This window comes from Pseudomonas knackmussii B13, assembly GCF_000689415.1.
Classification (GTDB): domain Bacteria; phylum Pseudomonadota; class Gammaproteobacteria; order Pseudomonadales; family Pseudomonadaceae; genus Pseudomonas; species Pseudomonas knackmussii.
In genome coordinates, this window is record NZ_HG322950.1 from 1,949,270 (window position 1) to 1,971,288 (window position 22,019).

Annotated in this window: 19 protein-coding genes; 12 read left to right on the forward strand and 7 right to left on the reverse strand. The window is 66.1% G+C overall.

All coding sequences use genetic code 11. From position 1 onward, the window contains the following. Positions 1–156: 156 nt before the first annotated feature. From PKB_RS09370 to PKB_RS09390, 5 genes are all read left to right on the forward strand, one after another. On the forward strand, positions 157–1,632 hold the full coding sequence (locus PKB_RS09370) for a flavin-containing monooxygenase (RefSeq protein ID WP_043251066.1): 1,476 nt from the start codon (positions 157–159) through the stop codon (positions 1,630–1,632). Beyond that, positions 1,616–2,557, forward strand: coding sequence for an alpha/beta hydrolase (locus PKB_RS09375; RefSeq protein ID WP_043251067.1), 942 nt, complete (start codon positions 1,616–1,618; stop codon positions 2,555–2,557). Before PKB_RS09370 ends, PKB_RS09375 begins: the two co-directional genes overlap by 17 nt. Further along, positions 2,557–3,318, forward strand: coding sequence for an SDR family oxidoreductase (locus PKB_RS09380; protein WP_043251068.1), 762 nt, complete (start codon positions 2,557–2,559; stop codon positions 3,316–3,318). The genes PKB_RS09375 and PKB_RS09380 overlap by 1 nt, the downstream gene beginning before the upstream one ends. A gap of 341 nt (positions 3,319–3,659) precedes the next feature. After that, on the forward strand, positions 3,660–4,004 hold the full coding sequence (locus PKB_RS09385; protein WP_043251069.1) for a ribonuclease E inhibitor RraB: 345 nt from the start codon (positions 3,660–3,662) through the stop codon (positions 4,002–4,004). A 163-nt stretch (positions 4,005–4,167) separates the two neighbouring features. Then, on the forward strand, positions 4,168–4,872 hold the full coding sequence (locus PKB_RS09390; protein WP_043251070.1) for a type 1 glutamine amidotransferase: 705 nt from the start codon (positions 4,168–4,170) through the stop codon (positions 4,870–4,872). Positions 4,873–4,892: 20 nt separating this feature from the next. Here PKB_RS09390 and PKB_RS09395 read toward each other — a convergent pair whose 3' ends face one another. From PKB_RS09395 to ydcS, 6 genes are all read right to left on the reverse strand, one after another. Then, positions 4,893–5,843 carry an IS110 family transposase gene (locus tag PKB_RS09395; protein WP_043248478.1) on the reverse strand — a complete coding sequence of 317 codons (951 nt, stop codon included), beginning with the start codon at positions 5,841–5,843 and terminating at the stop codon, positions 4,893–4,895. A gap of 319 nt (positions 5,844–6,162) precedes the next feature. Then, positions 6,163–7,587: a gamma-aminobutyraldehyde dehydrogenase gene (locus PKB_RS09400; protein WP_043251071.1), complete on the reverse strand. Its 1,425-nt coding sequence runs from the start codon at positions 7,585–7,587 to the stop codon at positions 6,163–6,165. A 36-nt stretch (positions 7,588–7,623) separates the two neighbouring features. Continuing rightward, the gene (locus tag PKB_RS09405) at positions 7,624–8,430 is read right to left on the reverse strand and encodes an ABC transporter permease (RefSeq protein WP_043251072.1); all 807 of its coding nucleotides are present in this window, start codon (positions 8,428–8,430) and stop codon (positions 7,624–7,626) included. After that, positions 8,420–9,325 carry an ABC transporter permease gene (locus PKB_RS09410; RefSeq protein WP_156958011.1) on the reverse strand — a complete coding sequence of 302 codons (906 nt, stop codon included), beginning with the start codon at positions 9,323–9,325 and terminating at the stop codon, positions 8,420–8,422. The genes PKB_RS09405 and PKB_RS09410 overlap by 11 nt, the downstream gene beginning before the upstream one ends. Beyond that, positions 9,322–10,341 (reverse strand): ABC transporter ATP-binding protein, encoded by a 1,020-nt coding sequence (locus tag PKB_RS09415; RefSeq protein WP_043251076.1) that lies wholly within the window; start codon positions 10,339–10,341, stop codon positions 9,322–9,324. Before PKB_RS09415 ends, PKB_RS09410 begins: the two co-directional genes overlap by 4 nt. A 143-nt stretch (positions 10,342–10,484) precedes the next feature. Next, positions 10,485–11,636, reverse strand: a complete 1,152-nt coding sequence (ydcS, locus tag PKB_RS09420; RefSeq protein WP_043251079.1) for a putative ABC transporter substrate-binding protein YdcS — start codon at positions 11,634–11,636, stop codon at positions 10,485–10,487. Between the two features lie 388 nt (positions 11,637–12,024). On the opposite strand from ydcS, the gene PKB_RS09425 reads away from it, so the two are divergent. The 4 genes from PKB_RS09425 to PKB_RS09440 all read left to right on the forward strand — a co-directional run bounded on the left by PKB_RS09425 (position 12,025) and on the right by PKB_RS09440 (position 15,993). Beyond that, positions 12,025–13,434, forward strand: coding sequence for a circularly permuted type 2 ATP-grasp protein (locus tag PKB_RS09425; protein ID WP_043257109.1), 1,410 nt, complete (start codon positions 12,025–12,027; stop codon positions 13,432–13,434). Position 13,435: 1 nt separating this feature from the next. Beyond that, positions 13,436–14,386: an alpha-E domain-containing protein gene (locus PKB_RS09430; protein ID WP_043251082.1), complete on the forward strand. Its 951-nt coding sequence runs from the start codon at positions 13,436–13,438 to the stop codon at positions 14,384–14,386. Next, positions 14,383–15,183, forward strand: coding sequence for a transglutaminase family protein (locus tag PKB_RS09435; protein ID WP_043251085.1), 801 nt, complete (start codon positions 14,383–14,385; stop codon positions 15,181–15,183). The genes PKB_RS09430 and PKB_RS09435 overlap by 4 nt, the downstream gene beginning before the upstream one ends. 75 nt (positions 15,184–15,258) lie before the next feature. Then, positions 15,259–15,993, forward strand: a complete 735-nt coding sequence (locus PKB_RS09440; protein WP_043251087.1) for a proteasome-type protease — start codon at positions 15,259–15,261, stop codon at positions 15,991–15,993. A gap of 268 nt (positions 15,994–16,261) precedes the next feature. Here the strand turns inward: PKB_RS09440 and PKB_RS09445 are convergent, their stop codons facing one another. Further along, a complete protein-coding gene (locus PKB_RS09445) occupies positions 16,262–17,065 on the reverse strand; it encodes a c-type cytochrome (protein WP_043251089.1) in 804 nt (267 codons plus the stop codon). A 658-nt stretch (positions 17,066–17,723) separates the two neighbouring features. Between PKB_RS09445 and PKB_RS09450 the strand changes: the two genes are divergently transcribed. The 3 genes from PKB_RS09450 (at position 17,724) to PKB_RS09460 (ending at position 21,817) form a co-directional block, all read left to right on the forward strand. Continuing rightward, positions 17,724–18,929, forward strand: a complete 1,206-nt coding sequence (locus PKB_RS09450) for an acetyl-CoA C-acetyltransferase (RefSeq protein WP_043251091.1) — start codon at positions 17,724–17,726, stop codon at positions 18,927–18,929. Positions 18,930–18,944: 15 nt separating this feature from the next. After that, a complete protein-coding gene (locus PKB_RS09455) occupies positions 18,945–21,089 on the forward strand; it encodes a 3-hydroxyacyl-CoA dehydrogenase NAD-binding domain-containing protein (RefSeq protein ID WP_043251093.1) in 2,145 nt (714 codons plus the stop codon). A 173-nt stretch (positions 21,090–21,262) separates the two neighbouring features. Beyond that, complete coding sequence (locus PKB_RS09460) at positions 21,263–21,817, forward strand: cysteine hydrolase family protein (RefSeq protein ID WP_043251095.1); 555 nt, start codon at positions 21,263–21,265, stop codon at positions 21,815–21,817. The last annotated feature ends 202 nt before the right edge of the window (positions 21,818–22,019 follow it).

The window sequence follows — 22,019 nt, forward strand, 5'->3', positions numbered from 1 at the left end:
GGGCTCCGAGTGATTGTCCGGAAATCACAACTTAATGTCCGACTATGCCATAAACCCGCGGGGCGCAGGCCACTAGCCTATGCTCATCCGCCAGCGGGGCGGGTGACGAAGGCGCACACAGCGGCGCCTTCGAGCAGCTAAATCGGGAGCACAACAATGCACAACAATTCCCGTGATCCGGCACCCTTGCGCGTGCTGATCATCGGCGCCGGCTTCGGCGGCATCGGCCTGGCAATCCGCCTGCAGCAGGCCGGCATCCACGACTACCTGATCCTCGAGAAGGCCGCCGATGTCGGCGGCGTCTGGCGCGAGAACAGCTATCCCGGCGCCGCCTGCGACGTGCCTTCGCACCTGTATTCCTTTTCCTTCGAGCCCAAGGCCGACTGGACGCGCAAGTACGCGCCGCAGGCGGAAATCCTCGGCTACCTGCGCCACTGCGCGGACAAGTACGGCCTGCGCCAGCACATACGCTTTGGTTGCGAGGCTGTGGAGGCGCAGTTCAGCGAGGCCGACGGGCTGTGGTCGGTGCGCTGCGCCGATGGTCAGGAGCTGCGCACTCAGGCGTTGGTCTGCGCCACCGGCCAGTTGAGCCGGCCGGCGTACCCGCGCATATCCGGACTCGACAACTTTCGCGGCAAGGCCTTCCATTCGGCGCGCTGGGACCATCAGGTCGAGTTGCGCGGCAAGCGCGTGGCGGTGATCGGCACCGGCGCCAGCGCCATCCAGTTCGTTCCGCAGATCGCACCCAAGGTCAGCGAGTTGCTGCTGTTCCAGCGCAGCGCGCCGTACGTGATCGCCAAGCCGGACCGCCCCTATGCCGACTGGGAGCGTCGGATCAAGGCACGCTTCCCCTGGCTGCAGCGCCTGGACCGTGGCCTGAAGTACATCCAGCACGAGTCGCGGGTGCTGGCCTTCGCCACCTTCCCGCCGTTGATGAAGCTGATGCGTCTGAACTTCTACTGGCACCTGCGTCGAGGCATTGCCGACGCGCAGCTGCGCCATCGGTTGATCCCCGACTACCCGCTGGGCTGCAAGCGCATCCTGATCAGCAACGACTACTACCCGGCGCTGGCGCGGGACAACGTGCGGGTGGTCGACCAGGGCATCCGCGAGGTCACCGATGACGCCGTAGTCACCCAGGACGGACAGCGTCATCCGGTAGACGTGATCATCTTCGGCACCGGTTTCGCCGCCACCGATTTCCTCGCGCCGATGCGCATCCAGGGCCTTGGCGGGCGCGGGCTGGAGCAGGCCTGGGCGGCTGGCGCGGAGGCCTACAAGGGCATCAGCGTCAGCGGCTTCCCCAATCTGTTCATCCTCTATGGGCCGAACACCAACCTTGGCCACAACTCCATCGTCTACATGCTGGAAAGCCAGTTCCCCTACGTGCTCGCCTGCCTGAAGCGCCTGCGCGAGCAGGGCTTGCGCTACCTGGACGTGAAGGCCGAAGTGCAGAGCGCCTACAACCGGCGCCTGCAGCACTCGCTGCAGCACACGGTCTGGGAGAGCGGTTGCGACAGCTGGTACAAGACCGCCAGCGGGCGCAACACCAACAACTGGCCGGGCTACACCTTCCTCTACCGCCGTCAGACCCAACAGCCGGAGTTCGCCGACTATGACTGCACCCGTTGAGTTCTCGCCGCCACCGAGCCGTTCCCAGCGCCTGCTGAGCGGTTTCCTGCGCGGTGCGTTGCGCCTGCTGTTCCGTGGGTTGATGCGTCCGTCCGTGCCGGTCGCCTGGCAGCGTCGCGTACTCAATGCGCTCACCGCGGCAACGCTCACGCCGCGGGGGGTGACGCGCAGCGACGAGATCATCGCCGGCGTGGCCTGCGAGTGGCAGCGGGTCGGTTTCGATGGCGGGCGCACGCTGCTCTACCTGCATGGCGGGGCGTATCTGGTCGGCTCGCCGGCTACCCACCGGGCGATTACCTGCAACCTGGCCCGCCTGAGCGGTGCGGCAGTTTGCGCTGCGGACTATCGCCTGGCCCCCGAATATCGCTTTCCGGCCCCCCTGGAAGATGCCCTGGCGGTCTACCAGGCGTTGCTCGAGCGCGGGCAGGACCCGAAGAAGCTGGCGATCGCCGGCGACTCGGCCGGCGGCCACCTGACCCTGCAACTGGCCTTGGCGCTGAAGGAACGCGGCCTGCCATTGCCGGCGGCGCTGGTGGTGTTCTCGCCGGTCACCGACGTCACCTGCAAGCAGTGGCACCAGCCGCCAGCCGGCGATCCGCTGATCAGCCGCGCCTGGGTCGAGCAGGCCGTTGGGCTGTTCTGCCCGCCGCAGGTACCGCTCGATTCGGCGCTGCTGTCGCCGGTGTTTGCCGACCTTGCCGGTCTGCCGCCGTTGCTGATCCAGGTTGGCGAGGACGAAGTGCTGCGCAATGACAGCCTGCGCCTGGCGGAAGCTGCGTATCGCCAGGGCGTGGCGGTCGAGCTGCAGCGCTATCGCGACTGCTGGCATGTCTTCCAGGCCCACGCCGGCGTGCTGGATATCGCCGACCGCGCGCTGGGCGAAGTCGCCGGGTTCCTTTCCCGGCAATGGCAGGGAGAGGCCTGATGCAGAGCATTCTGATCACCGGAGCGGCATCGGGAATCGGTGCCGCCAGCGCACGCATCTTCCAGGCGCGCGGCTGGCGCGTGGGGTTGCTGGATATGAATGGCGAGGCGCTGCAGCGGCTTGCCAGCGAGCTGGGCGAAGCCTGGTGGCGCGTGCTCGATGTCACCGATGCGCAGGCGGTGCGCGATGCCGTCGGGGACTTCGCCGACAGCTGCGATGGCCGGCTGCGTCTCCTCTTCAATTGCGCCGGCGTGCTGCGCTTCGGCCGCTTCGAGGACATCCCGCTGGAAGACCATGGCCGGCTGCTGGCGATCAACGTCCAGGGGCTGCTGAACTGCTGCCATGCTGCTTATCCCTTCCTCAAGGCGACGCCGGGTGCGCAGGTGCTCAACATGGGCTCCGCCTCGGGGCTCTATGGCGTGCCGGAAATGGCCACTTATTCGGCCTCGAAGTTCGCCGTGCGCGGCCTGACCGAGGCACTGGAGCTGGAGTGGCGCAAGCACGGCATCCGCGTCGCCGACCTGATGCCACCCTTCGTGCGCACGCCCATGGTCACCGGGCAGAGCTACGAGCCGCCGGTGCTGCGCCGCCTGGGCATGCGCCTGGGCGCCGAGGACATCGCCGAGGCGGCCTGGCGCCAGGCCAACAGCGGCGGGGTGCATCGGCCGATAGGCGCGCTGTTCAAGGCGCTGTACTGGTCCGGGCAGGTTTCGCCGCCGGCGCTCAACCGCTGGGTGATGGCCTGGCTCAGCCGCGACTAGATTCCAGCCGCTGATGGCCGCAAGTGGGCGTGCTGCGCGAGGTTGCGTTCGGCGAGGCCAGTCTGCCGCCCGTCGCCGCCGAACGGCTGGAATGACGCGCGGGGCGGCAAGCGGCCGGCAATGGCGCTACGCTGAAACTGTTGGCTGCGTCGCACTGGGCTGAAAGTTCGCGTTTCCCAGCACGTTCACTGAAATTTGCAGTCAATTGGAGGGCTTTGATTCATTTTGGCGTTTCCTGAGGCACAGCAAGGTGCCCGCCCCATGCGCCCGGCCGTCAGCCACGCAGGGTCAGGCGGGGAAACTAGGTGAAACCCTGACCGTCTCGAAAGGAGGTGCGTACCATGGAAAAGCCCCTCTCGGAGGATATCAGCGTCAATGTGCTCCGTCGGATGAAGGAGGGCGGCTTCGATTTCGCCCGCATTCATCCCATCGACTTCTTCGCCATCTTTTCCGATGAACAGAATGCCCGCCAGGCCGCACGACAGTTTCGCGGCGAGTCCATGAGAGCCCAGGTCGAAGCCCGCGATGACGGCGGCTGGAACCTGCAGATCAGCAAGGTGATGTTCGCCACCCATGCCGCCATAGGCGCGTTCGAGCACGACCTGGAGGAAGTCGTTGCGCCGCTGGGCGGTGTTCTCGATGGCTGGGGCGTGACCCAGGAAGTCTCCAGCCTGCTGCACCCCTGATCGACCATCTTTCGTTGCGCCGCCTGGTCCGAACGACCGGTGGCTTCCCACTCCCGTAAACCTGAATGCGCCGTGCCGCCGGAGGGCGGCACGGCCAGCATGCGGGCACGCGGGGGGTTATGGTCACGTGCCTTTTGCGGCAGACTGCCGCGCGGAGGTACGCATGACCGATATCCTGATTCTCACCCACGCCGATTTCTGCCCGCCGGGCCACCTGGCCTGCGTGCTCGATCGCGCCAACCTGGCCTTCGAGGTTCGCCGCGCCGACCACGGCGAACTGGATGGCTACGACCTGGAGCGCCCTCGCGCAGTCGCCATCATGGGCGGGCCGATGAGCGTGAACGACGACCTGCCCTGGCTGCGCACCGAGATCGCCGCGTTGCAGCGCTTCATCGAGCGCCGCGTGCCGATGATCGGCCACTGCCTTGGCGGCCAACTATTGGCCAAGGCGCTGGGCGCCGGTATCCGCCACCAGGGCTACACGGAAATGGGCTGGCAGCCGATGCGCCGCCTGGAGTCGCAGAGCCCCTGGCTCGCGCACCTGCCCGAGGAGTTCCCGATCTACCAATGGCACGGCGACAGCTTCGACCTGCCCGAAGGCGCCGAGCACCTGCTGTCCAGCCCCTGGTGCGCCAACCAGGGCTTCTCCTGGGGCGGCTTCATCCTCGGCCTGCAGGGCCATCCGGAGATGACCGAGGAACTGGTCAGCGGCTGGATCCACGGTTGGCCGGAATACCTCGACCCGAGCCAGCCGAGCCAGGAAAGCGCGGAAGTGATGCTCGACGAACTGCCACGCAAGGTGGCCGAGCTGAACCAGGTCGCCGAAGGCTTCTACGCCCATTGGCTGAAGCTGGCAGAGTTGGTTTGATCCCCTCCCTGTAGGAGATTCTATGTCAATGACGGCTCCTGCTTTGGAGGCTGGTAGCTGGTCTGGGATTGCATCAGGGCAAAGGCAATTCGGGCCAATTTGCGGGCGAGGATAGTCAGGGCCTCGATCTTCTTCAGGCCGCGCGCCAGGTAGCTTTGGTAAAGGGCCTGCCAGCGCTGCGTGCGCGCTGCCGCCATGGCCGCGTTGTGGAGCAGCCGACGGATTTCAGGATCCCCTTGCTTGGTCAGCTTTCGACGGCCGCTATAGCGGCCGGACTCCTTGAGCCGCACATCCAATCCGATAAAGGCGATGAAGGCATCGCTATTGCGAAAGCGTCCCCGCAGAAATGCCAGGTTCAGGGCCGCTGCCGTCAGCGGTCCGATCCCTTCGATGGCCTGACAGCGCTTGCTTTGCTCCATTAGGCCGGCCTCTCGCAGCGCCTGTTGAATCTCTTTCTCCAGGCGTGACTCCAGTGTGGCCATTTGCTTGAGAACAGGCTTCAGCGCCTTGGCCAGGGAGCGATCCTGGGAAAAGCTCTGGCGCAACGAGATGGCGCTACGGACCAGTGCAGCACGCCGATGCAGCAGTGTCTGCAGGCGGCAGTAGGCCTTGCTCGGCGGCTGCCAAGGCTCCAGTTGCGCTTGTTCGTGGGTCAGGTAACGGGCCAGCAGCAGGGCATCGCTGCGATCATCCTTGTTTCGCCCACCAATCCCCTTGCGGTAGTTGCTCAGGCGAAAGCCATTGATGACGTAGATCCGATGTCCCCGCGCATGCGCCAGGGTCGCAACATCCATGTGATAGGTGCTGGTCGCTTCGATCGCGATGGCGCAGCAGGGCGGAAGGGTTTTCAGCCAGGCCTTGATTGTGCGGACGTCATTGGCCAGTTCGAATACTTCGCCCGAGCGTGTATCGCAGAGGCTCAGCGACTCCTTGGCGACATCGATACCGATAACCGGAACTTGGCTTGTCATGGGGTTCTCCGACAGTGAAGATGGTCCAACCTGTCGGGAGCTCACATTGGCGCAGGCTTGCCGGTATTGTCGGTTTGAGCGGCTACTCAATCCGATGGATTCCTTATCGGCGCTTGTCGTGAGCGGGTGGGTGGGGGAAGTCTCCTACCGTCTGGCTTGCAGAAGCGGATCTTGTCCCTCCACACCCCGACAGGTTCCTACCCTAACGCCATACAAGCGGACCTTGTCCGCGATATCGCGGCCATGGGCCGCTCCTACAGGCAACATTTGCACAGGAATTTCGCGGATAAGATCCGCTCCTGCAAAAAGCCTCGGCGCCTCAATGCTTGAACATGATGTGCCGCGCCACCGTGTAGTCCTCCAGGCCGTACATCGACAGGTCCTTGCCGTAGCCGGACTGCTTGAAGCCGCCATGGGGCATCTCGCTGCACAACATGAAGTGGGTGTTCACCCAGGTGCAGCCGTACTGCAGGCGCGCCGCCACTCTTGAGGCGCGGCCCACGTCGCGGGTCCACACCGAGGAGGCCAGGCCGTACTCGGAATCGTTGGCCCAGCGAATGGCTTCATCGGCGTCGCTGAACGGCGTCACCGACACCACCGGGCCGAACACTTCGTTGCGAACGATCTCATCGTCCTGCAGGGCGTTGGCGACCACCGTCGGCTGGTAGAAGAAGCCCTTGCCGGCCACCGGGCCTCCGCCAGTGGCGATCTTGATGTGCGGGCTCGCCTTGGCCCGCTCGACGAAGCCCGAAACCCGGTCGCGCTGGGACGCGGTGATCAGCGGGCCGAGCTCGGTATTCGGGTCGTCCTGCAGGCCGGTCTTCAGGCTCGACACGGCGCTGGCGAGGTCAGCGACGAAGTTGTCGTAGATCTTCCGTCCGGCGTAGATGCGGCACGCGGCGGTGCAGTCTTGGCCTGCGTTGTAGAAGCCGAAGGTGCGGATGCCGGCGACCACGTCGGCGAGGTCCGCATCGTCGAAGACGATCACCGGGGCCTTGCCGCCCAGTTCCATGTGCAGGCGTTTCACGCTGTCGGCGGCGCTGCGGATGATCGCCTTGCCGGTGCCCACCGAGCCGGTCAGCGAGACCATGCGCACCAGCCGGTGGTTGGCCAGTGGGCTGCCCACCGTCGGGCCGCGGCCGAAGACCATGTTCACCACCCCGGCGGGGAAGAGTTCGGCGATGAACTCGGCCAGGCGCAGGGCGGTCAGCGGCGTCTGCTCGGAGGGCTTGAGCACCACGCAGTTGCCCGCCGCCAGTGCCGGGCCGAGCTTCCAGGCGGCCATCATCAGCGGGTAGTTCCAGGGCGCGATGGAGGCGATCACGCCCACCGGGTCGCGGCGGATCATCGAGGTGAAGCCGGGCAGGTATTCGCCCGCCGCCGAGCCGTGCAGGCAGCGGCTGGCGCCGGCGAAGAAGCGGAACACGTCGGCGATGGCCGGGATCTCGTCGTTCAGCGCGGCGGCGTAGGGCTTGCCGCAGTTCTGCGATTCCAGGCGGGCAAGCTCCTCGCCGTGTTCCTCGATGCGGTCGGCCAGGCGCAGCAGGAGCATCGCGCGGTCTTTCGGCGTGGTTTGCGACCAACTGTCGAAGGCGGCGTCCGCGGCGCGCACGGCGATGTCCACCTGGGCTTCGGTGGCTTCGGCGATCTGGCCGATGACCTCGCCGGTGGAGGGGTTGAGGATGTCCAGCTTCTCGCCTTCGCCGGCGACGAAGTGGCCGTTGATCAGCAGTTTGGTTTGCATCTCGGGGCTCCTCTGGCTAGTGGGGCTGGGACGGTTTCACTTGCCGCCGCCGGCGACGTCGCTGGTGCCGCGGGTCAGGTAGTAGGCCCCGAGGATCGGCAGCATGGTGGCGAGCATCACCAGCATGGCGACGACGTTGGTGATGGGCACGTCGCGCGGGCGGGTCAGCTGGTTGAGCAGCCACAGCGGCAGGGTGCGTTCGTGGCCGGCGGTGAAGGTGGTGACGATGATCTCGTCGAAGGACAGCGCGAAGGCCAGCATGCCGCCGGCGAGCAGGGCGGTGGCGATGTTCGGCAGGATCACGTAGCGGAAGGTCTGCCAGCCATCGGCGCCGAGGTCCATGGACGCCTCGATCAGGCTGAACGAAGTGCGCCGGAAGCGCGCGATCACGTTGTTGTAGACGATCACCACGCAGAAGGTCGCGTGGCCGATGACGATGGTCAGCATGCCCGGCTCGATGCCGAGGGTCTTGAACGCCGACAGCAGCGCGATACCGGTGATGATGCCGGGCAGGGCGATGGGCAGGATCAGCATCAGCGAGATGCCTTCCTTGCCGAAGAAGTCGCGGCGATACAGCGCGCCGGCAGCGAGCGTGCCGAGGACCATGGCGATCAGGGTGGCGATGGCGGCGATCTTCAGCGACAGCCAGATGGCGTCGAGCACGTCGCCACGCTGCGCGGCCTCGGCGAACCAGCGCAGGGTGAAGCCCTGCAGCGGGAAGCTGTAGGCGGCATCTTCGGTGTTGAAGGCGTAGAGCAGGATCACCAGGATCGGGAAGTGCAGGAACACCAACCCGCCCCAGGCGGCCAGGCGCAGGAACCAGGAGGGGCGTTCAGAGTGCATCGAAGCCCCCCAGCCGCTTGGCGATGGACAGGTAGACGGCGATCAGCACGATGGGCACCAGGGTGAAGGCGGCGGCCAGCGGCATGTTGCCGATGGCGCCCTGCTGCACGTAGACCATGCTGCCGATGAACAGCCCGCTTGGGCCGATCAATTGGGGAATGATGAAGTCGCCCAGGGTCAGGCTGAAGGTGAAGATCGAGCCGGCCACCACGCCCGGGAAGGACAGCGGCAGGATGACCTGGACGAAGGTCTGCCGCGGATGCGCGCCGAGGTCCGCCGAAGCTTGCAGCAGCGAGGGCGGCAGGCGCTCCAGGGCAGCCTGGATCGGCAGGATCATGAACGGCAGCCAGATGTAGGTGAACACCCAGAAGCGCCCGAGGTGGGAGGTCGAAAGGGTGTTGCCGCCCACCGCCGGCACCTGCAGCAGCAGGTTGAGCAGGCCGACCAGGTGCAGCTTCTCGATCACCCAGTAGAGGATGCCGCCCTTGGCCAGGATCACCGTCCAGGCGTAGGCCTTGACGATGTAGCTGGCCCACATCGGCAGCATCACGGCGATGTAGAAGAAGGCTTTCTCCTTCGGCCCGGCGAAGCGCGCCATGTAGTAGGCGATGGGGAAGGCGAGAATGGCGCTGGCCAGCGAAACCGCCACGGCCATGCCCAGGGTGCGCAGGACGATGTCGTAGTTGGCCGGGTTGAACAGCGCCTTGTAGTTGGCCAGGGTCAGGTCCGGCGTCACCGCCATGGTGAAGTCGTCGAAGGTGTAGAAGCTCTGCCAGAGCAGGGCGAACAGCGAGCCGATGTAGATCACGCCGAACCACAGCAGCGGCGGAATCAGCAGCATCAGCAGGTAGAGTGAGCTGCGCCGGTAAAGGAAGCTGGAGAGCGCGCGCATCATGGCAGCGGTTCCTCGCGCAACGGCACCAGTGCGCTGCGGGCCCAGCATGCGCGCACCGATTCGCCAGGCTGCGGACGATGCTCGTCACGCTCGCTGTTGGGCAATGCGGCGCCCAGCCGGCCGCCGTCGTCCAGGGCGATTTCGTAGCGGCTGGCGGCGCCCAGGTACTGCACGTCGAGCAGAGTGCCGCTGACCTGCAGTTCGCCATCCGCCGCCGCGCCGAAGCGCACGTGCTCCGGGCGCAGCGACCAGGCGCCGGGTTGGCCGAGCAGGCGCTGGGCAACCTCGCCGCGCAGCACGTTGGCGGTGCCGACGAACTCGGCGACGAAGGGCGTGGCCGGCTTCATGTAGAGATTGCGCGGGGTGTCGACCTGCTCGATGCGGCCCTTGTTGAACACGGCCACGCGGTCGGACATCGATAGCGCTTCACCCTGGTCATGGGTCACGAAGATGAAGGTGATGCCGAGCTGGCGCTGCAGTTTCTTCAGTTCCACCTGCATCTGTTCGCGCAGCTTGAGGTCGAGCGCACCGAGCGGCTCGTCCAGCAGCAGCACGCGCGGGCGATTCACCAGTGCGCGGGCCAGGGCCACGCGCTGGCGCTGGCCACCGGAAGGCTGCGCCGGCTTGCGGCCGCCGTAGCCGCCGAGGGCGACCATCGCAAGAGCCTCTTCGGCGCGGGCCAGGCGTTCGGCCTTGGCCACACCTTTCACCTTCAGGCCGTAGGCGACGTTTTCCAGCACGTTCATGTGCGGGAAGAGCGCGTAGTCCTGAAACACGGTATTTACGTCGCGCTCATAGGGCGGCAGCCCGGCGGCTTCCCCGCCGTGGATGCGGATGGAGCCGGCGCTGGGCTGCTCGAAGCCGGCGATCAGGCGCAGGCAGGTGGTCTTGCCGGAACCGGAGGGGCCGAGCATGGAGAAGAACTCGCCATCACGGATCTCGATGGACACCCGGTCGACGGCCTTCACGTCCCCGTAGTGGCGGCTCACGTCGGTGAACTGGACGGCTGTGGTCATGGGGATACCCGCGTGGCTGCTGTCTTTCAGAAAAGGTAGCGCATGGGGGGCGTACGAGCGGGGCGCGGGGTTCGCGAGCACGCTCGCTCCTATAGTCGAAGCGCTTTTCGTAGGAGCGAGCTTGCTCGCGAAGGCTCTAGGTCTTAGCGGCCGCCCATGATCGCGATGTAGTCCTGGGTCCAGCGGCTATAGGGCACGAACTTGCCGCCGGCCGACTGCGGGGTCTTCCAGAAGGCGATCTTCTCGAACTGGTCGAAGCCGTTGGTGGCGCAGCCCGTGGCGCCGAGCAGGGTGCTGGCCTTGCAGCCGTCCGGCGCGGCCGGGACCGAGCCGAACCAGGCGGCGACGTCGCCCTGGACCTTCGGTTCCAGCGACCAGTTCAGCCACTTGTAGGCGCAGTTCGGGTGCTTGGCGTCGACGTGCATCATGGTGGTGTCGGCCCAGCCGGTGACCCCTTCCTTGGGAATGGTCGAGGCGATCGGCTGTTTCTCGCCCTGCAGCGCGTTTACCTGGTACGGCCAGGAGCCGGAGGCCGCCACACCTTCGTTCTTGAAATCGCTCATCTGCACGGTCGCGTCGTGCCAGTAGCGGTGGACCAGGGCGTGCTGCGCGCGCAGCAGCTTGAGCACGGCGGCGTACTGCTCCTCGTTAAGCTCATAGGGGTCCTTTATCCCCAGCGACGGCTCGGTGGCCTTCAGGTAGACGGCGGCGTCGGCGATGTAGATCGGCCCGTCATAGGCCTGCACGCGGCCCTTGTTGCTCTTGCCGTCGGGCAGGTTCTGCTCCTTGAACACCACGGCCCAGCTGTCCGGCGCCTTGGGGAAGACCTTGCTGCTGTACATCAGCACGTTCGGGCCCCACTGGTAGGGCGTGCCGTAGTGCTCGTTGTTCACCGTGTGCCAGGGCGCGTTCTGCAGGCGCGGGTCGACGTTCTTCCAGTTGGGAATCAGCGCCGTGTTGATTGGCTGCACGCGCTTGCCGTAGACCAGCCGCAGCGAAGCGTCGCCGGACGCGGTGACCAGGTCGTAACCGCCCTTGGCCATCAGGCTGACCATCTCGTCGGAGGTGGCGGCGGTCTTCACGTTGACCTTGCAGCCGGTCTCCTTCTCGAAGGGGGTTACCCAGTCGTAGTTCTTGTCGCTCTCGCCGCGTTCGATGTAACCGGGCCAGGCAATGATGTCGAGCGCGCCTTCGGCGGCGCCGACCTGCTTGATGGCTTCGGCCGCCTGGCTGGCGCCGCTGGCGAGCAGGCAGGTGATGGCGAAGGCCAGGGGAGCGAGTTTCGGGGAGGGCATGATCGGACTCCTGTTATCTGGATTCGGAGCCTCTGCGGCCGGACCGCGCCGAAGGTGGGCACCAGGGCGACAGCATGGGTGTCATGGCAAAAGGACACGCTTGTCCAGCGTAGTCGCGCCTCCGGGGGGCTACAAGCGAGGCCGCTACGGCCAATGGTCGTGTCGCGCAATGTCGGCCGGGGAGTGGCGCGGCGGTGGCCTAGACTTTCCCTAAGCCGCAGGGGCACTGGCGCCAAATAGGGCGGGGGGCGCCGGAGTGCCCTGCGAGCTGCACCAAAGTGGGGCCTTGGGCGCGCGCTTCGTTTCCAAGTCATTGAATAGAAAGGTTTTGCACTGCTGGCACGGGGCTTGCGACGGCAAGCACTACGCTGGCGACAAGGAGTTCGGCATGTCCCGCACTTTCTACGACGAGATGTACGATGCGAACGGCCAGTGCCGCGCGCATTACCGGGAATTCGCCCGCTGGCTGGCCGACGCGCCGCCCGAGATGCTGGAGCAACGTCGGCGCGAGGCCGACCTGCTGTTCCACCGCGCCGGCATCACCTTCACCCTCTATGGCGACGAGCAGGGCACCGAGCGGCTGATCCCCTTCGACACCATCCCGCGCAGCATTCCGATGAACGAATGGCGTTTGGTGGAGCGCGGCTGCATCCAGCGGGTGCGCGCGCTGAACATGTTCCTGGCCGACCTCTACCACGACCAGCGCATCCTCAAGGCCGGGGTGATCCCGGCGGAACAGGTCCTGGCCAACGAGGGCTACCAGATGGCGATGCAGGGCCTGGACCTGCACCGCGACATCTATGCGCACATTGCCGGGGTCGACCTGGTGCGCGATTCCGACGGCAGCTACTACGTGCTCGAGGACAACCTGCGCACGCCCAGCGGCGTCAGCTACATGCTCGAGGACCGCAAGATGATGATGCGGCTGTTCCCCGAGCTGTTCGCCAAGCAGCGCGTGGCGCCCATCGACCACTATCCGAACCTGTTGCTGGACACCCTGCGCAGCTCAAGCCCGCTGGATAACCCCGCCGTCGTGGTGCTGACGCCTGGCCGCTTCAACAGCGCCTACTTCGAGCACGCCTTCCTGGCCCGCGAGATGGGCGTGGAGCTGGTGGAAGGCGCCGACTTGTTCGTCCGCGACGAGCGCGTCTTCATGCGCACCACCGCCGGCCCGCGGCCGGTGGACGTGATCTACCGGCGCCTGGATGACGCCTTCCTCGATCCGCTGGCGTTCAACCCCGAATCGATGCTCGGCGTGCCCGGCCTGCTCTCGGCCTATCGCGCCGGCAACCTGGTGCTGGCCAACGCCATCGGCACCGGGGTGGCCGACGACAAGTCGATCTACCCGTACGTCGGGGACATGGTGCGTTTCTACCTCTCCGAGGAACCAATACTGAAGAACGTGCCGACCTGGCAGTGCCGCAAGCCGCAGGACCTGTCCCACGTGCTGGCGCACCTGCCCGAGCTGGTGGTCAAGGAAACCCAGGGTTCCGGCGGCTACGGCATGCTGGTCGGGCCGGCGGCGTCGAGCAAGGAAATCGAGGCCTTCCGCGAGCGCCTCAAGGCCCGTCCGCACGCCTACATCGCGCAGCCGACGCTGAGCCTGTCGACGTGCCCGACCTACGTCGACAGCGGCATCGCGCCGCGTCACATCGACCTGCGACCGTTCGTGCTGTCCGGCCGCGAGACCCGCCTGGTGCCCGGTGGCCTGACCCGCGTGGCACTGCGCGAAGGCTCGCTGGTCGTGAATTCGTCACAAGGTGGCGGTACCAAGGACACCTGGGTGGTGGAGGACTGAGATGCTGAGCCGTACCGCAGCCGACCTGTACTGGATGTCGCGCTACCTGGAACGCGCCGAGAACCTCGCGCGCATGCTCGACGTGAGCTATTCGCTGTCCCTCATGCCGCAGGACGATCGCGGCGGCGGCAAGGACGAACTGGCCATGCCGCTGCTGATCACCGGGACCATGGACGACTACCTGAGTCGCCACGGGCAGATGCAGCCCGAGCGCATGCTGAACTTCTTCGCCCTCGACGCGGACAACCCGGCGAGCATCTACCGTTGCCTGCAGGCCGCGCGGGGCAATGCCCACGCGGTGCGCGGGCGGATCACCGCGGACATCTGGGAGAACATCAACGCCACCTGGCTGGAGATGCGCAGCATCGCCCAGGAAGGGCTCGGTCGTTATGGCATCAGCCGTTTCTGCGAGTGGGTAAAGGAGCGTTCGCACCTGTTCCGCGGCGCCACCTACGGCACCATCATGCGCGGCGAGGCCTACAGCTTCATTCGCCTGGGGACCTTCATCGAGCGTGCGGACAACACCTTGCGCCTGCTCGATGCGCGCTACGAGATGCTCGGCGAAGAGGCCGAGGAAGTCAGCGACAGCTCGGCGCGCGGCTACTACCAGTGGAGTGCCTTGCTCCGCGCGCTGTCCTCCTTCGAGGCCTACAACGAGCTCTATCGCGACTCCCCTAGCGCGCGCCTGGTCTCCGAACTGCTCCTGCTCCGGGCCGAGGCGCCGCGCTCGCTACGATCCTGCACCGAGGAGCTGAACAGCATCCTCGCCGAGCTGCCCGGCGACAACGGCCGCCCGGCGCAGCGCCTGGCCGCCGAGCTGGACGCGCGCCTGCGCTACACGGCGATCGACGAAATCCTCGACGGTGGCCTGCACGCCTGGCTCACCGACTTCATCCTGCTGATCCGTCAACTCGCGCGGGCCATCCACAGTTCCTATCTGGAGGTCGTATGAAACTCTCCATCAGCCATGACACCACCTACCGCTACGAGGACTCGGTGCGCGCGAGCATCCAGTACCTGCGCCTGACTCCCCAGGAAAGCGAACGCCAGCACGTGCTCAGCTGGGAATTGACCCTGCCGTGCCCGGCCAAGGCGCAACTCGACCCCTTCGGCAATGTGCTGCACGTGCTGAGCATTGACGAGCCCCACGAGGCGGTGGTGATCCGCGCCCGCGGCCAGGTGGAGATCGACGAGCAGCGCGAAGCGGAGCACGACAGCCATTCGCCGCTGCCGTTCCTGCGCTACACGCGCCTGACGATGCCGGATGACGCCCTGCGCGCCTTCGCCGAAGCACAGTGCGGTGCGAGCCGTGATCGCAACGCCCTGATCGCGCTGATGCACGGGCTGCACCAGCACATGCCGTTCCAGCCCGGCGTCACCCACGCCGACAGCACCGCGGCGGAGGCCTTCGCCGGTGGCGCCGGGGTCTGCCAGGACCACACCCATGCGTTCCTCGCGTGCGCCCGCAGCCTGGGGATTCCGGCACGCTTCGTCTCCGGCTACCTGTACCAGGGCAGCGATCAGGACCTGGCCAGCCACGCCTGGGCCGAAGCCTGGCTGGACGACGCCTGGTACAGCTTCGACGTGACCAACGAGCTGTCACGTCCGGAGCGCCACCTGAAACTGGCGGTGGGGCTGGACTACCTCGATGCCTGCCCTGTGCGTGGCATGCGCCGTGGCGGCGGGGTCGGTGTGCAGATGCATGCGCGAGTGGCTGCACCGCCGCTGCTGCGTTCGTCCCAGCAATAGGGCCGTCGTGCGCGGCTGGGCGACTGCCGCGCATGGACTAGTATTCCCCGACCATCTCCACGGGACAGCATTGCCATGACCTATTGCGTCGCCATGAGCCTGGCCGAGGGGCTGGTGTTCGCCTCCGACTCGCGGACCAACGCCGGCATCGACCACATCGCCACCTTCCGCAAGCTGTTTCCCTTCGGTGTGCCGGGGGAACGGCTGATCGTCCTGCAAAGTGCTGGCAACCTGGCCACCTCGCAGTCGGTGGTCAACCTGCTCAAGCAGCGCCTGGACGACCCGAACCGGGCCAATTTGCACAGCGTGCCGACCCTCTACGACGCCACCGAGCTGGTCGCCAGCACTGTGCGCGAGGTGGTGGCGCGCGATGCTGCGCCGCTGGCCGGCAACACCGACCTGACCTGCTCCTTCCTGGTCGGCGGGCAGATCGCCGGCGGCCCGACGGAGCTGTTCAGCATCTATCCGCAGGGCAATTTCATCCAGGCCACCGAGGACACGCCCTTCCTGCAGCTGGGGGAGAGCAAGTACGGCAAGCCGATCCTCGACCGCAACCTCGCGTTCGACACGCCGCTGGGTGAGGCATTGCGCTGCGCCCTGGTCTCGTTCGATTCGACCATCCGCAGCAACCTCTCGGTAGGCATGCCGCTGGACCTGCTGGTGTATCACCGCGACAGCCTGATCCTGCCGGCTGGCTACCGGGTCACCGAGGACGACGCCTACTACGCGAGCATCCGCAAGCAGTGGTCGGCCGGCCTGCACGACCTGCTGGGGCAACTGCCCGAGCCGCCGAAGGAATACAACATCTAGGTGGGAGCCTGTAGGAGCGGGCCATGGTCGCGATTCGCGCGCATGGCGCGCTCCTGCAGGTGGTATCGGAGTGGGGAGCTTTCGCGGATGAGATCCGCTCCTACGAGAGCCGGCGGTGCCAGGAGCAACTGTCATTTGGGCTCCCGCGTTCGCGGGAGCGACGGGATCAAGATTCGCCCACTCCCGCGTCGTCCCCGCGAACGCGGGGATCCAGAAACGAGCGGCCCTTGTCCGCGATTCGCGGCCAGGGGCCGCGCCCACGCTGCAGCTACGGCATCATCGCCTGGCGCAGCGCGGCCATGTGCTTGAAGTACTCGATCAACTGGTCCAGCTCACCCTCGTTGAGGGTTTCCTCGCTGAAGCCGGGCATCTTCGCCTGCGGCCATTTGCGCAGGCTCTGCGGATCGCGGATGTAGGTGCGCAGGTAATCCTTGGCGAAATATTCGGTGGGGCTGAAGGGCTGGTTCAGGTCCGGGCCGAACTGCGCATCGCCGGCGCCGTTGAGGCGGTGACAGGCCATGCAGTGCTTCTGGTACAGGGCGAAGCCCGCCTGCACATCGGCGGTGGCGTCCTTGGCCGGGACCAGCGCCGGGAAGCGATCGGCCACCGAAGTAAGCGCGCGCAGGGTGCTGACCTGGAACGGCCATTGTTCCGGGGCGATGCCGGAGGCCTTGGGATTGGTCCAGACCAGGTAGAAGGGGCCGGCGGACGGCTTGCCCTCCGCCAGCGGCGGCCAGGGCTTGGTGCTGTCCTCGATGGCCAGCCAGGCGCGCGAGCCTTCGATCTGCAGCAGCGGCGCGGCGGGCAATTCGGCGACGAAACCGTCCAGGGCCACCGCCTGGATGTGAGCCTGCGCATCGACCCCTTCGAGCAGGGCGGCCACCGGCACGGCGCGATAGCGCATGGTGCGGTGGTAGGACACGTCGTCCTTGATCTCGATGCTCTTCGCCTGCGGGTTGACCAGCAGTTGCGCACTGCTCAGGACGCGCTTGCCCGAGGGCAGTTCCAGGGTCAGGTCGGCGGCGAAGACCGTGGGGCACAACAGAAGCAGCAGCGACAGGAGGGCGCGCATGGAAGGGCTCCGGCAATTTAGCTGCCGAAACATAGCAGAGGATGGGCTCGCGCGGCACTGCTGCCTGCACTGCGGCGGCCTTCGAGGCACGCAGACGCAGCGGCAGGCAGAGGCGTGGAAGGTCAGCCGACCAGGCGAGTGAGGTTGGGAATGATCAGAACGACTGTGGTGACGATGACGATCAGGCCGGCCTGACGCCATTTTTTCGGTTGTTGGTCCGTCATGATGGTTGTCCGCCTTTCTTGTTGTGGGTCCGGCCCTCACTCGCCTGTACGGCTCGACGGTGAATGGTCCTGACCTTGGCTTTGCAATCCGACCGCCCCGGCAAAACCCGGCAACGGCGTCCATAGGCACTGCAAAATCTGAGTCTAAGCCCCGGCTGGCGCGGGCTTAGACGATCTGGCAGCAAATCCCGAGCCCTCAGGGTTATTCCTTCTATATGACAGCGACGTGACCGCTCTGGCTCGCAGGTCGACCGTTCATCCGGCGACGAGGCCGAAGCCGCGGTAGAGCATGCCAAGTCATCGCCGCCGGTCGGCCGGCCTGAGCGCGGCGGTCAATTGCCCTGAGCGATCCGGTCATTGTCCGCGGCCGCTGCGCCGCTAAGGTAGGCCGACACGCCCCAGTCCGCGTGACGACAACTCTACGAGAGAGCGCCATGACCGAAGCATTCATTTACGACGCGGTGCGTACTCCCCGCGGCAAAGGCAAGAAGGACGGCGCACTGCACAGCGTCAAGCCGGTGAACCTTATGGCCGGCCTGCTGCGTGAATTGCAGCAGCGCAACCGACTGGACACCGCGCAGGTCGACGACATCGTCCTCGGCTGCGTGACCCCGGTGGGCGACCAGGGCGCCGACATCGCCAAGACCGCCGCACTGGTGGCCGACTGGGACGAACAGGTCGCCGGCGTGCAGATCAACCGTTTCTGCGCCTCGGGCCTGGAGGCGGTGAACCTGGGCGCGATGAAGGTGCGTTCCGGCTTCGAGGACCTGGTCGTGGTCGGCGGCGTGGAATCCATGTCGCGCGTGCCCATGGGCTCGGACGGCGGCGCCTGGGCGCTGGACCCGGAAACCAACCTGCACACCAGCTTCGTGCCGCAGGGCATTGGCGCCGACCTGATCGCCACCCTGGAAGGCTTCAGCCGCGCGGACGTCGACGCCTTCGCCCTGCGTTCCCAGCAGAAGGCCGCCAAGGCCCGCGCCGAAGGGCTGTTCGCCAAGTCCCTGGTACCGGTGACCGACCAGAACGGCATCGTCCTGCTCGACCATGACGAATTCATCCGCGCCGACTCCACCCTCGAGGGCCTGGGCGCGCTCAAGCCGAGCTTCGAGATGATGGGGCAGATGGGCTTCGACGCCAGCGCCCTGCGCAAATACAGCTATGTCGAGCGCATCGAGCACGTGCACACCCCGGGCAACAGCTCCGGCATCGTCGACGGCGCCGCCGCCATGCTCATCGGCTCCGAGGCCAAGGGCCGCGAGCTGGGCCTGAAGGCGCGCGGGCGCATCGTCGCCACCGCGGTCACCAGCACCGACCCGACCATCATGCTCACCGGTCCCGCGCCGGCGACCCGCAAGGCCCTGGCCAAGGCCGGCCTGCGTGTCGACGAGATCGACCTGTTCGAGGTCAACGAAGCCTTCGCCTCGGTGGTGATGAAGTTCATGAAGGACATGGGCGTGCCGGAGAGCAAGGTCAACGTCAACGGCGGCTCCATCGCCATGGGCCACCCGCTGGGCGCCACCGGCTGCATGATCCTCGGCACCCTGCTCGACGAACTGGAGCGGCGCAACCTGCGCTACGGCCTGGCCACCCTCTGCGTGGGCGGCGGCATGGGCATCGCCACCATCATCGAAAGGGTTTGAGGCCGGAGAACAAAAATGACCGAAGCCATCCGCTACGAAAAAGATCAGGACAACATCGTCGTCCTGACCATGGACATGCCCGGCCAGAGCGCCAACACCATGAACGGCGTCTACCGCGAAGCCATGGCCGCCACTGTCGCCCGCCTGGAAGCCGAGAAGGATTCCATCGCCGGGGTGATCCTCACCTCCGCCAAGAAAACCTTCTTCGCCGGCGGCGACCTCAACGAACTGATCAAGGTCACCAAGGCCGACGCCCAGGCGTTCTATGAAGGCATCCTGGTCCTCAAGGGCCAGCTGCGTCGCCTGGAAACCCTCGGCAAGCCGGTGGTCGCCGCCATCAACGGCGCCGCCCTGGGCGGTGGCTGGGAAATCTGCCTGGCCTGCCACCACCGCATCGCGCTGAACGAAAGCCATGTGCAGCTCGGCCTGCCGGAAGTCACCCTGGGCCTGCTGCCCGGTGGCGGCGGCGTAGTGCGCATGGTGCGTCTGCTCGGCCTGGAGAAGGCCCTGCCGTATCTCGCCGAAGGCAAGAAGGTGCGCCCGGAGCAGGCGCTCAAGGCCGGTCTGATCCATCAGATCGCCAGCGACCGCGACGACATGCTGGCCAAGGCCCGCGAATGGATCGCCGCCAACCCTGCGGCCAAGCAGCCGTGGGACACCGCCGGCTACAAGATACCCGGCGGTACGCCGTCCAGCCCGAACGTGGCGCAGATGCTCGCCATCGCCCCGAGCGTGCTGCGCGACAAGACCAAGGGCTGCTTCCCGGCGCCGGAGAAGATCATGTGCGCCGCCGTCGAGGGCGCCCAGGTCGACTTCGACACCGCGCAACTGATCGAAGCGCGCTACTTCACCGAGCTGACCACCGGCCAGGTGGCGAAGAACATGATCGGCACTTTCTGGTTCCAGCTGAACGAGATCAACGCCGGCATGTCGCGCCCGCAGGGCCATCCTGCCTATGTCACGAAGAAGGTCGGCGTGCTTGGCGCCGGCATGATGGGCGCGGGCATCGCCTATGTCTCGGCGGCCGCCGGCATCGAGGTGGTGCTCAAGGACGTTTCCATCGAAGCGGCGGAGAACGGCAAGGCCTACTCGGCCGGGCTGCTGGAGAAGAAGGTCGGCAAGGGCCAGATGACCGCCGAGAAGCGCGACGCCTTCCTCGCCCGCATCAAGCCGACCGCGAGCGATTCCGACTTCGAAGGCTGCGACCTGATCATCGAAGCGGTCTTCGAGGACCGCGCGCTCAAGGCCAAGGTCACCGCCGCGGCGGAGAGCGCCGCCCTGGCCGATGCAGTCATCGCCTCCAACACCTCGACCTTGCCGATCACCGGCCTGGCCCAGGCCGTGGCGCAACCGCAGAAGTTCATCGGCCTGCACTTCTTCAGCCCGGTGGACAAGATGCCTTTGGTGGAGATCATCCGCGGCGAGAAGACCGACGACGCCACCCTGGCGCGCGCCTTCGACTACGTCCTGCAGATCAAGAAGACCCCCATCGTGGTCAACGACAGCCGCGGCTTCTTCACCTCGCGGGTGTTCGGCACCTTCACCAACGAAGGCCTGGCCATGCTCGGCGAGGGCGTGCCGGCGGCGATGATCGAGAACCAGGCGCGCCAGGCCGGCATGCCGGTGGGGCCGCTGGCGATCAGCGACGAAGTCTCGCTGAGCCTGATGAGCCACATCCGCGAGCAGACCCGCAAGGACCTGCAAGCCGAAGGCAAGGCGTTGCCGCAGCACCCGGCGTTCGCCGTGGTCGACCTGATGCTCAACGAGTACAAGCGCCCCGGCAAGGCGGCGGGCGGCGGCTTCTACGACTATCCCGCCAACGGCAAGAAGCACCTCTGGCCGGAGCTGAAGCAGCGCTTCGAGAAGGCCGACCGGATGATCCCGGCCGAAGACGTGCGCGACCGTATCCTCTTTGTCCAGGCCATCGAGACGGTGCGTTGCGTTGAGGAGGGCGTGCTGACGTCCACCGCCGACGCCAATATCGGCTCGATCTTCGGCATCGGTTTCGCTGCCTGGAGCGGCGGTGCGCTGCAGTACATCAACCAGTACGGGCTCAAGGACTTCATCGCTCGCGCGCAGTACCTTGCAGAGCAGTACGGCGAACGCTTCGAGCCGCCGGCGCTGCTGCGCGAGAAGGCGGCGCGCGGGGAAACCTTCTGACCGTGCGGAACCTGTAGGAGCGAGCTTGCTCGCGAACAGCCCCGGCACGAGGCCCATTCGCGAGCAAGCTCTCTCCTACGAATAGCCATAAGACGAAACCGGCCACTGAGGCCGGTTTTTTCTTGCCGGTGACAGTCGTAGGATGCGGCTTTGCCCACGCCAAGGACCCGAGCATGGCCCAGCCCGCCCTGTTGATCATCGACATGCAGAAAGGCATGCGCGACTGCCCCGTGCCGCGCAACAACCCGCAGGCCGAAATACGCATCGCCGAGCTGCTGTCGGCCTGGCGCGCGGCGGAGGCGCCCATCGTGCATGTCCGGCACATTTCCCGTACGCCCGGCTCGCCGTTCTGGCCGGGGCAACCGGGGGTGGAGTTCCAGCCTGAACTGGCGCCGTTGGCGCACGAGCACGTGGTGGAGAAGAACGTGCCCGATGCCTTCGTCAACAGCGGCCTGGAACGCTGGCTTCGGGTGCGTGGGATCGAGGAGCTGGTGATCGTCGGCGTCAGCACCAACAACTCGGTGGAGGGCACGGCGCGAAGTGCCGGCAATCTTGGTTTTCGAACGCATGTAGTGGCCGATGCCTGCTTTGCCTTCGAAAAGCGGGATTTTCTCGGGAATTTGCGCAGTGCAGAGGCGGTTCACGCCATGGCTTTGGGCAATCTGCAGGGCGAGTATGCCGACGTGCTGGAAGCCTCGGCGGCACTGGTGCGGCTGCGGATCGGCTAGCTCTCGCGGGACCGCATGTCGCCATGATTTTTTCTGGCATTGATGCAAGACGATTTTTCGGGTATTTCCCCTGAAATTTCCCGCAAGAAAAGGGTTTGCTTTCTTGTGTGGTGAAAAAATTGAGCGTAATTTTCACGCGCTTTTCAAAGGTATCAGGAAGCCCTTAGCTCACATTCGCCAACCCCCCAGGAACCCCCACTGC

Excerpts from the sequence above, each read along its gene's own strand:
- PKB_RS09400 (WP_043251071.1), bottom strand. The coding sequence starts at position 7,587 with ATGCAAACCAAACTGCTGATCAACGGCCACTTCGTCGCCGGCGAAGGC.
- PKB_RS09445 (WP_043251089.1), bottom strand. The coding sequence starts at position 17,065 with ATGCGCGCCCTCCTGTCGCTGCTGCTTCTGTTGTGCCCCACGGTCTTC.
- PKB_RS09390 (WP_043251070.1), top strand. The coding sequence starts at position 4,168 with ATGACCGATATCCTGATTCTCACCCACGCCGATTTCTGCCCGCCGGGC.
- PKB_RS09395 (WP_043248478.1), bottom strand. The coding sequence starts at position 5,843 with ATGACAAGCCAAGTTCCGGTTATCGGTATCGATGTCGCCAAGGAGTCG.
- PKB_RS09415 (WP_043251076.1), bottom strand. The coding sequence starts at position 10,341 with ATGACCACAGCCGTCCAGTTCACCGACGTGAGCCGCCACTACGGGGAC.
- PKB_RS09455 (WP_043251093.1), top strand. The coding sequence starts at position 18,945 with ATGACCGAAGCCATCCGCTACGAAAAAGATCAGGACAACATCGTCGTC.
- PKB_RS09375 (WP_043251067.1), top strand. The coding sequence starts at position 1,616 with ATGACTGCACCCGTTGAGTTCTCGCCGCCACCGAGCCGTTCCCAGCGC.
- PKB_RS09405 (WP_043251072.1), bottom strand. The coding sequence starts at position 8,430 with ATGCACTCTGAACGCCCCTCCTGGTTCCTGCGCCTGGCCGCCTGGGGC.
- PKB_RS09380 (WP_043251068.1), top strand. The coding sequence starts at position 2,557 with ATGCAGAGCATTCTGATCACCGGAGCGGCATCGGGAATCGGTGCCGCC.
- PKB_RS09460 (WP_043251095.1), top strand. The coding sequence starts at position 21,263 with ATGGCCCAGCCCGCCCTGTTGATCATCGACATGCAGAAAGGCATGCGC.
- PKB_RS09410 (WP_156958011.1), bottom strand. The coding sequence starts at position 9,325 with ATGATGCGCGCGCTCTCCAGCTTCCTTTACCGGCGCAGCTCACTCTAC.
- PKB_RS09425 (WP_043257109.1), top strand. The coding sequence starts at position 12,025 with ATGTCCCGCACTTTCTACGACGAGATGTACGATGCGAACGGCCAGTGC.
- PKB_RS09450 (WP_043251091.1), top strand. The coding sequence starts at position 17,724 with ATGACCGAAGCATTCATTTACGACGCGGTGCGTACTCCCCGCGGCAAA.
- ydcS (WP_043251079.1), bottom strand. The coding sequence starts at position 11,636 with ATGCCCTCCCCGAAACTCGCTCCCCTGGCCTTCGCCATCACCTGCCTG.
- PKB_RS09385 (WP_043251069.1), top strand. The coding sequence starts at position 3,660 with ATGGAAAAGCCCCTCTCGGAGGATATCAGCGTCAATGTGCTCCGTCGG.
- PKB_RS09435 (WP_043251085.1), top strand. The coding sequence starts at position 14,383 with ATGAAACTCTCCATCAGCCATGACACCACCTACCGCTACGAGGACTCG.
- PKB_RS09430 (WP_043251082.1), top strand. The coding sequence starts at position 13,436 with ATGCTGAGCCGTACCGCAGCCGACCTGTACTGGATGTCGCGCTACCTG.
- PKB_RS09440 (WP_043251087.1), top strand. The coding sequence starts at position 15,259 with ATGACCTATTGCGTCGCCATGAGCCTGGCCGAGGGGCTGGTGTTCGCC.
- PKB_RS09370 (WP_043251066.1), top strand. The coding sequence starts at position 157 with ATGCACAACAATTCCCGTGATCCGGCACCCTTGCGCGTGCTGATCATC.